This window comes from Azospirillum sp., from assembly GCF_050789165.1.
The window spans coordinates 1-1,655 of the sequence record NZ_JBOZRT010000052.1; the positions used below are offsets into that span (position 1 = coordinate 1).

The 1,655-nt window shown below is 67.4% G+C and carries 1 protein-coding gene; it reads left to right on the top strand.

The window, feature by feature from the left end; all coding sequences use genetic code 11:
• The first annotated feature begins 162 nt into the window (after window positions 1–162).
• Window positions 163–1,251, top strand: a complete 1,089-nt coding sequence (locus ACRWK7_RS12665) for a hypothetical protein (protein WP_431856586.1) — start codon at window positions 163–165, stop codon at window positions 1,249–1,251.
• Window positions 1,252–1,655: the final 404 nt, after the last annotated feature.

The following is a 1,655-nucleotide window of genomic DNA, read 5'->3' on the forward strand; positions in this document are numbered from 1 at the left end:
ATGGCGGCCACGCGGTGACCGCCGCCGGCTTCGCCGCCATGGCCGCTCGCATCGCGGCGCTGGGCCTGCCGACGGTATTGGTCCAGGAAGGCGGCTACCTGTGCGACGCGCTCGGCCCCAACGTGGCCGGCTTCCTCGCAGCCTTCGCATAAGGAGTCCGGAATGGCGACCCTTCTGCTGATCTCACTGGGGAAGCTGAGCGGGGCGGTGCTGGAGGGCACGGTGCGCAGCGGTGCCTTCGAGCGCATCGTGGTCGCCAGCCGCAACCCCGTTGCCGCCCGTGCCCGAATCCACAACGCACGCATCGGCGCGGCCATCGAGGGGCGCTTCCCCGCGGTCGAGGCGGTCGAGTTTGATTTCAACGCCCACGGCGCCGGGCGGGTTCTGGCCGGCATCGCCCCCGACGTCGCCTTCGCTGCCCCCAGCCTGATGCCCTGGTGGGCACTCGACCGGCTGGACGGAGAGGTGGGGGAACGCGTGCGTGCGGTACCGTTCGCCGGCTTCATGGCCTTCCATCTGGCGCCGATGCTGCGTCTTCGCGAAGCCTGGGACGCCTCTGGCCTGCGCTGCCCATGGATCGGCGCGTCTTATCCGGACGTGGTCAACGCCGTCCTCGCCCGTACCGGTCCGGCTCCCACCTGCGGCATCGGCAACGTGGCGGAGATCGTGCCGAAGGTGCGCTTCGTCGTCTCCGAGGCCCTCGGCTGCGCCCCGGCGGAGTGCGACGTGCGGCTGGTTGCCCAACATGCCTTGGAATATTTCGTTTACAGCGACGGTGCGCCTCCCCATCGGCCCCCATACCGCTTGTCGGTGGAGGTGAAGGGGTGCGACGTCACCGCAGTCGCCAATGAGCGGCTGTTCGCGCCGTTCCCCATCCCTTACGACCTCGATTTCAACCGCATCACCGCCAGCGCCGGGTTGACGGTGCTGAAGGGGTTGCTCGGCGACGACGACGTGCTGGAGCACGTGCCGGCGCCGGCTGGCCGGGTCGGCGGATATCCTGTGCGCCTGTCGCGCCATGGTGTCCGCCTCGCGTTGCCGCCGGCTTGGACCGAGGAGGAAGCCGTTGCCATCAACGAGACGTCGCTGGCCTGGGACGGTATCGCCGAGCTGGAGTCCGATGGCACAGTGCGGTTCACCGACGCTTGCGCGGCGGCATTGCGACCACTGTTGCGCCGTTCCGTGACGTCGTTGGTTCCGGCCGACGCTGAAGCTATGGCCGCAGAACTTCTGGTCGCCCTGTCTGCCTGAACCGGACGGCCTTGGCTTCCGAGTAGGGCGGCAGCCGCTGGTAGGAGTGTGGAAGGGGAGCTGGAATCGAAAGCATATTCGAGAGAACAGCCCCCCGGGTGGTGGATATTGGTCATTGGGAATCAGTCGGGAGCCGATCGCACCCAGGAAAAGAAGGCATCTATGACCGACTGATGCGGATGGTTGGGGGTTTGGAGCAGATAGAACCCATATCCGGGAAGCGACAGGTCGTGCGCTTTGACAAGGGTGCCGCTCTTTAGCTCTCGCCCGACCACCACGTCGCTGAGGATGGCGACGCCTTGCCCCGCTGACCTGCCCCCACGTGGGACACCAGAGACTATGTTAGCCAAACACCGCTCGGCGGCTCCTGTCCAGTCCGGCGGAGCGTAGCGGAGCCGGGCTGG

Coding starts and splice junctions, on each gene's coding strand:
- ACRWK7_RS12665 (WP_431856586.1), top strand. CDS start 163: ATGGCGACCCTTCTGCTGATCTCACTGGGGAAGCTGAGCGGGGCGGTG.